Raw genomic sequence first — 6,900 nt, 5'->3', positions numbered from 1 at the left:
TGGAAAACCCATTTTCCCGAGCGCTACACGCGCGACGTCATCGAAGGGCATACGATACCGGCGTTAGGCGTCTACCTGGGAGATGTCCTCGTGCGACGGTTGGGCGGGACGTGGGTGTTGCGCGAGAAGATGGAGGAGTCCCAGGTGCGGGTGGGCAAGCGCGTCTGGCTGCCCTTCCTCCGCGCCCGCCGGTACATGCAGTCCCGCCAGTCCCTGCTGGAGTACTCGCTCACGCAGTACTTCAAAGAGGCCGAGCGGTACCGGCCTTGACAGTGAGCCGCCGCTCGTCGCGCGCAAAGCAGCATCGGGTGGCGCGCGGTTGGCGGTGCATTTGGCGACGCCCCGACCGGCAGCCGCTCGGCTGGTTCTTACGATTTGCCTCTGCTGGTTGGTGCGCGCACAGCCGCCGACGTCGTGGTGACGGTCGCGCCGGGATGTCGCTCACTCGCATTGATGCACTGCCGAATGCTGCCTTGACGCACTCACGACGCAGCGACTGCATTTTTTTGTAGGCACAGTGGCGGCGCTTGGAGGCCCTTGTTGTTGACGAAGTCGTTGTGCAAGAGGTGAATTGAATGCAAATGCTCATTCGTGCAGTGGTTGGATTGTTGGCCCCTGCGGAAGAGGGAGGGCAGGGGGCACTGGGGAAGAATTTTAGGCCGTCCTGGAATGTTGGTAGTCGAGCAGTTGATGGTCGAGCGGCGCTGGACGATGGCTTTGTTACGTTGGATGACTCAGGCCCGCTTTTGCCAGGGCAGGAGAAAGAGGCGGTGATTGAGCCGCTTTGGGCTGCGTCTTGGAATCATGTGACGTGCGGGTCGGAGATTCCAATGCATGCTGGCGTGCGAGTGATAGGTTATGCACGAGTGTTGGAGGTTGTTCGGTTCTGATGCGGGGGCAGTGTCGTACTTGACTGGCGAGGCGCCAGAAAAGAGCCCGCGTTGCCACGCCCGCCTCGGCAGCGGAGACGGTTCCAGGCACCGCAGTGACATGCTCTGGGATTCTCGGGCCACCTGAGGCTGGCGCCGGAGGCGCCACTGGCAGGCGCTGCGCAGAGGCTGGAAAGCGCGGGCTCGTCCATGGGCTGCCTTCTCGGTCCGGAATCCCATTGGATGGCACTCGTCCGAAGCATTCATCCACATCGCAATGACCGGCCTCATGCTGCGCCGCCTTGCATAGCGGCCCATCTCAACTGGAACCCACTGCTCCGAATCAGCGGACTCCAATGCATCTGTGGCAGGATGCTGTGCTGGCCCAGCAGTTGGGGTTCGCGACGGCCGAGTAGCAGGCATTACTGAAGGCGGGGCGCTGGCCAGTCCCTGAGTGAGGAGTTGTATGTGTGATTACTATGAAGGATTCGAAGGTGAGCCGGAGATCCGTTTCGTTGTGAAGGTGAATGGCATGCCAGAACAGCTTCTCCGAATCTGGGGAGGATATTTCGATTCGATTATTGAGGAAATTGAGCCAGAGGACGGCCGGTGGACCGGACTGGCTCTCCCATACCATTTGCATGAGGCTTGGTATGGTGGCCGTCCTTGGCGGATTGCGAGCCTAGACTCTGTGGTGGAGCAGTGGAAAAAGATACGAACAGACGGCCTTTCTCCTCGGTGTCTTGAAGTACATGCCGCTGTTCTTGACTTGTTGACTTCGGCTGTTGGAGCTGGTGGCGAGGTGTGGCTCTCGGAAGAGTAACGCTGTGATAATTGATTGCGGCTACCGAAAACCCGGTCGCTGCATCATGAGCGCGTCGAGGCTGTGTCAACGCGTGCGTCATGAAGATTGAGGGGTGTGCGATTGGGCTCCGAACTCCTGCGAGAGCCGGCAGTCGGCCATTGACATGCCCTGGAATTCTCGGGCCACCTCAGGCTTGCGCGGATGCTGGCTCCGGAGGCGCCACTGCAAGGCTCTGCGCAGAGCCTGGAAAGTGCGGGCGAGTCCACGGGCTGTCTTCTGAGTCGGAATCTCATTGGAGGGCACTCGTCCAGCCAAGAGGCGCGCAGGCTGGCGGGACAACACTGTGCCGATTGAGAGCGCAACCGAGACAGTCTCCGATGCGTCTTGGAGAATCTGCGCCGCGCGACGAAGTCGTGAGTACCTAGTAAAGAGGGGGGGGGCGTTTCGCTCTCTCGGTTAACAGGTACGAGGGGCGCGTTGGCTTCAACGGCTCCGGGTCGCCCTGGAGACAGGGAAACAGAGCAACCCTGGAAGGTACGACATCGAAAGCCAGGGATTGTCAGAATCGGCTGCCCGCCGTGGTTAACAGAACTGTTAAACGCTCCCGGCCTCTCTCTCCCCAAATTGGGCGAAAGGGGCCTCCAGAGAGGCCGCGTGGCGGCGGAAAATCGGGGGCGTCGTGCTCTCTGTTGGAGCGGGCTCAGAGCGCCGTTCTCAGCACTGCTGGGAAAAATCCCTTGGGATTCAGGGGCTTAAACACGAAGGCCCCGCGATGTCATCGCGAGGCCCGTGTTAAACAAAAAAGGCCCTACCGGTTGGTAGGGCCTTTCAAGTAGCTCCGCGAATGAGGCTCTGCGCGAACTCGTTCTCGGCTCTTCTCTCAGAGGACTCAAACTCTCTGAGGGGCCGAAAGTCGAGTAATATCCAGTGGTTTCAAAGACGGGGCCGAGTGGGCCCTTCAATCGAGGTCCGATTGAATCTCTGCAAACCACACCGTGGGTGACCTCCCGTCCATGGTTCAGATCCTCTCGGCGCCCCCGCTTCGCTGAAAGTGCGTGGTGGACTCGGCTCAGGGGCGAAGCATGGGGTGGGTGAAAGGTGCATGGCCTCGACGCGCGCGCAGGGCCCGGGATGAGCGAGGCCCTATCCAGGTGGCCCCGTAGCCCATCGCGGCCGGTCCGGCCGGTGTCCGCGGCCTGAGGGCGGTGTCGAGTCGGCCGCGCCAGGGTGCCGCAGCCCCAACGCGCGACTGCATGTTGCGTGGCCCAGCCCTCGCTCCTGGCAAGGCGGGCTTTCTTCAGGCACCTCATAGTCCAGGAGGTCTCTTGCGGCAGATTGCTCCTGGGGGCTGGACTGACCCTCGAAGCCGAGTTCATCCGGGATGCGTGGTGGGGCCTCCTCTGGTGGCTCCGATTTGACTGGGCAACGACATTTTTGGAGACCAGAGGCAGGGATGGCGGCACGGCCTACCCTAGCTCGCTCCCGTACAGGTTCCTCCTATGGAGTTCATCGACGACTTCCTGAATTTGGGCTTGGAACTCGGCAGGGCTCCGTTTGGTGTGCGCCGCCCTGTAGGCATCGAATCCGTCCCAGAGGTTGTACCCGGAAGCCTTCGCCATAATGAGAAAGGAGCCCCCAAAGCAGCGGTTGATAGGCCGTGCTCCGTCGGGGAGTTTCTGTGGACTGCCTGATTCATCGACGCCGTAGTAGCCTTCATCCCAGTAGAAGCTCTCGACGTACTGCCCAGGCTCCAACTCGAGGACCGCCTCGAACGCCTCATTGGGTCCATTCTCGTAGACGCCCGACGGTGCGAGCGCTCCTGCCTGTAGCAGGAAATAGGCCCACTCACGCAACGGGTCTCGCTCTGGCATGACGAGTTGCAGAGAGTCGGGGTGGACGATGCGCGTGATGCCGCCGAAGTCGAGCTCTACGCAAAGAGCTTCCCAACTGGTGCTGGCGCCGTCGAGGTCAAGGCCTCCACCAGACGGAAGGAAGACGTGGTTTAGAGGGGCCTTTTCCCCTATGGCGTCGAGGACCTCGACGATGTCGTTGACGGCTGTCCAGGTGACACTGGCGCTCTTGCCGGACAACCCCTCCGTCACGTCACGCCACGCCGTCAGGCTCTCTTTGCGGAAGCTGCGACGCCGCTCTTGGTGGGCGAGTGGTACTCCGCCGCGGGGATGTATTGCAGCTCCTGCCCCACGTGCAGCGTCTTCAGCTTCAAGATTGCGCTTTGCTGTCGTGAAAGGTTCGCCCGTTCGCTCCATGCGAGCGCGCACGCGGGCTTTGAACTTCTTCTCGTCGGTCATCGCAGACTCCACGCCAACGCGGTCTCATCCCCCACCTGAGCCTGTTGGCTAGGAATCGCGACAACCGCCCGAGGTCTGGTGGCCCCTTTGCCTCGCTCTCAGGTCCCGTGGGGGAAGACCAGTGCGGGTCAGGCGGTAGGCGACCGCCCGAACTGACTATAGTGTGGATGATCGGGGGGCGCAACAATCAGTCTATGAAGCCCTTGGACGGCGCTCCACTTGAGCGGCGTGGACGCATGGGCCCGGGGGGCGGCGCGACGAAGGAGCGAGGCCTAGCGCGAAGGTGTAAGATAGGACGATTGCGCCTGCCGGCGTAGCGTACAGGGTTTGATGTGACTGTCATGAGAGGACTGCCCAACGACCCCAGGTGTAGGCATTGTCTCAGGCTGTCGAGCCAGCATCGGAACGCAGGCAGACACTGCCCGTGCCTCGGGCTCAAGTTTGTCGATGGGACTGGATACCCTGCAATCGACAGCATCCCCGTTGCCATGTTGTTGGTGCTCCTTGATGCGCTGTTGCGCTGTGGCCGCGCCGGAGAGGCGAGGAGCCTGGAGGCCCACATCAAGGACTACGTTTTCCGTACCGGGCGCGCCGCAGCGCGCTGAGGATCGGCCAAGCGTGCGCACGAGTAGGCCTGCGAATCGCAGGAGGACTTTCAGCTCGGGCCATGATTGAAGGTTGGAGTTCGGCCTTGCCGTCGTTACGGCGAACGAGGCCCAAAGCCAGGGGCCGCCACGTTCATCGCCGGGGCCTGCCTCTCTTGGGTGTAGTTGCCTGGCCAAATCGGACACGTTTGGTGGGATGGGCTTGCGAACTGGAGTTCACGCATGGCGCGCGCGAGCAGAGCTCTGTGTGGGGGCACGGAGTTGGAGGAGTCGACCCAGCCCGGCAGTTGCTCGAGGAGCGCCTTGGTGCTGCCCTCGTGGGCCAGTCGGATCTGCTCGGGCGGCCAACCCTGTACGGCAAGGTCGGAGCAGTCCTCCGGTCTGACGGTCTATAAGGAGTGGGATCTAGTGCCTTGTCCATTAGGCAGAAGCCCCGCGGCGTCAGGGGAGTTGTTGTTTCCGAAATATGGTGCCCTGCTCCTGCTCCCTTTTCTTGACGCACTGCGCATGTGGCATCGGCGCGCACATGACGCGCGCCCGAGGTTGGGGGCATGGCGCTAGGGAAACCTGTGGGGTGGTGACGGCCGGTCAGCCGTCGCCCTCTATCTGCGGCCATTCGAGGTGCCACTGGCAAACAGCCCCGCGGGCTAGCAGGCATGTCAGACCCGGGTGGTAGTCGGGTCGGGCAGGCGGCGGCAGCATGTCCCGAGAGAGAGCCAGAAAGATTGTTGGGTCTCCCTCAGGTGGCTTTCGGCCGGTGTTGTCTCTTACCTCAGGAGTCCTCATGACGAGCTGTAACTCACATCTCCCGGCCCAAGTCTTCGAGTTTCAGTCGAGCAAAGTTCGTGTGGTCATTGATGAGCGCGGGGAGCCCTGGTTCGTGGCCGCGGACCTAACCAAGGTGCTCGGCTTCGACATGACGAGCGACCTGACTTGCCTTCTTCGGGAGCACCACGTTCGCACGCAGGGGGTGCGCACGCGTCGTGGGGGGCAGATGGTCGCCACAATCAGCGAGCCAGGGTTGTACCGGACACTTTTGCACTCAAAGTCCAAGAGGGCAGTGGCGTTCCAGGACTGGATTTCTGAAGCCATTCTCCCGTCAGTACGGAAGACGGGAGCCTCCATTGTCTCCATCGAATCCATGCGGCTTTCGGTCGAGCAGATGTTTCTGCGACCTGGCTTGGCCCGATGGACTAAGCGCTTCCCAGACGAATTCTATCGGGAAATCTTCCGCCTTAAGAATTGGCCCTGGAATGGGCCGCAGTCTCCGCGCCCGGGCATTATTGCCTACTATACTAACGATATCGTCTACGCGAGGTTGGCGCCTGGTCTCCTTGCTCTGCTCTGGGCGCGGAATCCTATCAACGAGGTGACGGGCCGGCGCGAGGCGAAGCATCACCAGTATCTCTCGGATGAGGGCGGTTGCCCGGCACTGGACCGACACCTTCACTCCGTCATTTGCATTATGCGCAGCGCGGCGTGTTGGGACGACTTCATCCTTCAGATGGACCGTATCCACCCTCGGTGGGGCGACAACCTCATGCTCCCGATGCTGTACGAGGGGCGCAGTCAGTCGCTTTGAGCAGTTGGCCCACTAGTTTGAGGGATTAGGAGGATAGGGAGGCAATGAGCTCCAGGTGCGGAGATTCGGCGCGCATTGTTGAGTGCGTCGGCCTTGGGCGCGCTCCTCGTTCTGGTGGATAGGTTGGCCGTGGTACTGCCTTCTTGAGGTCCACATGCTCTATACGGGATCGTAGTTGCAGCAGTCGTACGCTCCCCGCTCACACGCGTTGTCGCCGCTGCCGAGCGTGCCTTGATGCATTCGTGGTGCCACGGCCGAGCTGATGGAGACGCAGGCGTCTCGTGAGCGTGGAGAATCGTGTCAGGGTGAGGGGGGCTATGCAGAATGCACGCGACGAGTATTATGGCTCGATGCCCAATGAGGCCAAGACTCCATGTGAGCACCCCCGTATCATTCGTGAGAATGCAGGAATGGGCGGGTGGACAGGTGATTTCATCTGCATGACGTGCAAGGCCGTGTTCACTGCCTCCGAGCGGAGAGAGCTTGAGGCAGCTCGCTCCCCGCCTCGGGTGTAATTGATCCGCGCGAGCATCTGTTCCCCTCCTCTTTGTTCATGTCTGGTCGCGCGATAGGTGTCGCCGGACGCCCCGCGTAGTGTCTTCGGAGCGCGTATTCTTCAGCCGCGGTGATTCAATGTATCTCTCATGGCGAGAATGAACTCGTTTGGCTCCGTTCCAGACCAGAGTACAGTACCCGTCCGGATCTGGGCGTCGAGGAGTTGAGTGAGTCG

The 6,900-nt window shown here is 61.4% G+C and carries 3 protein-coding genes; 2 read left to right on the top strand and 1 reads right to left on the bottom strand.

Annotated elements, in window-relative coordinates; genetic code table 11:
• A partial coding sequence (locus JGU66_36010; protein MBJ6766186.1) for a hypothetical protein occupies positions 1-270 on the top strand: 270 nt, incomplete at its 5' end.
• Between the two features lie 2,870 nt (positions 271-3,140).
• Here the strand turns inward: JGU66_36010 and JGU66_36005 are convergent.
• Positions 3,141-3,983 (bottom strand): hypothetical protein, encoded by an 843-nt coding sequence (locus tag JGU66_36005; protein ID MBJ6766185.1) that lies wholly within the window; start codon positions 3,981-3,983, stop codon positions 3,141-3,143.
• A gap of 1,389 nt (positions 3,984-5,372) precedes the next feature.
• Between JGU66_36005 and JGU66_36000 the strand changes: the two genes are divergently transcribed.
• Entirely contained in the window at positions 5,373-6,170 is a 798-nt protein-coding gene (locus JGU66_36000; protein ID MBJ6766184.1) for a hypothetical protein, read from the top strand.
• Positions 6,171-6,900: the final 730 nt, after the last annotated feature.

The organism is Myxococcaceae bacterium JPH2 (assembly GCA_016458225.1).
Taxonomy (GTDB): domain Bacteria; phylum Myxococcota; class Myxococcia; order Myxococcales; family Myxococcaceae; genus Citreicoccus.
Note: the sequence above shows the minus strand (reverse complement) of the source record. Positions and strands in the feature narration are given on the sequence as shown.

Bases quoted from the DNA above. Each gene is read 5' to 3' on its own strand.
- JGU66_36000 (MBJ6766184.1), top strand. From the start codon at position 5,373: ATGACGAGCTGTAACTCACATCTCCCGGCCCAAGTCTTCGAGTTTCAG.
- JGU66_36005 (MBJ6766185.1), bottom strand. From the start codon at position 3,983: ATGACCGACGAGAAGAAGTTCAAAGCCCGCGTGCGCGCTCGCATGGAG.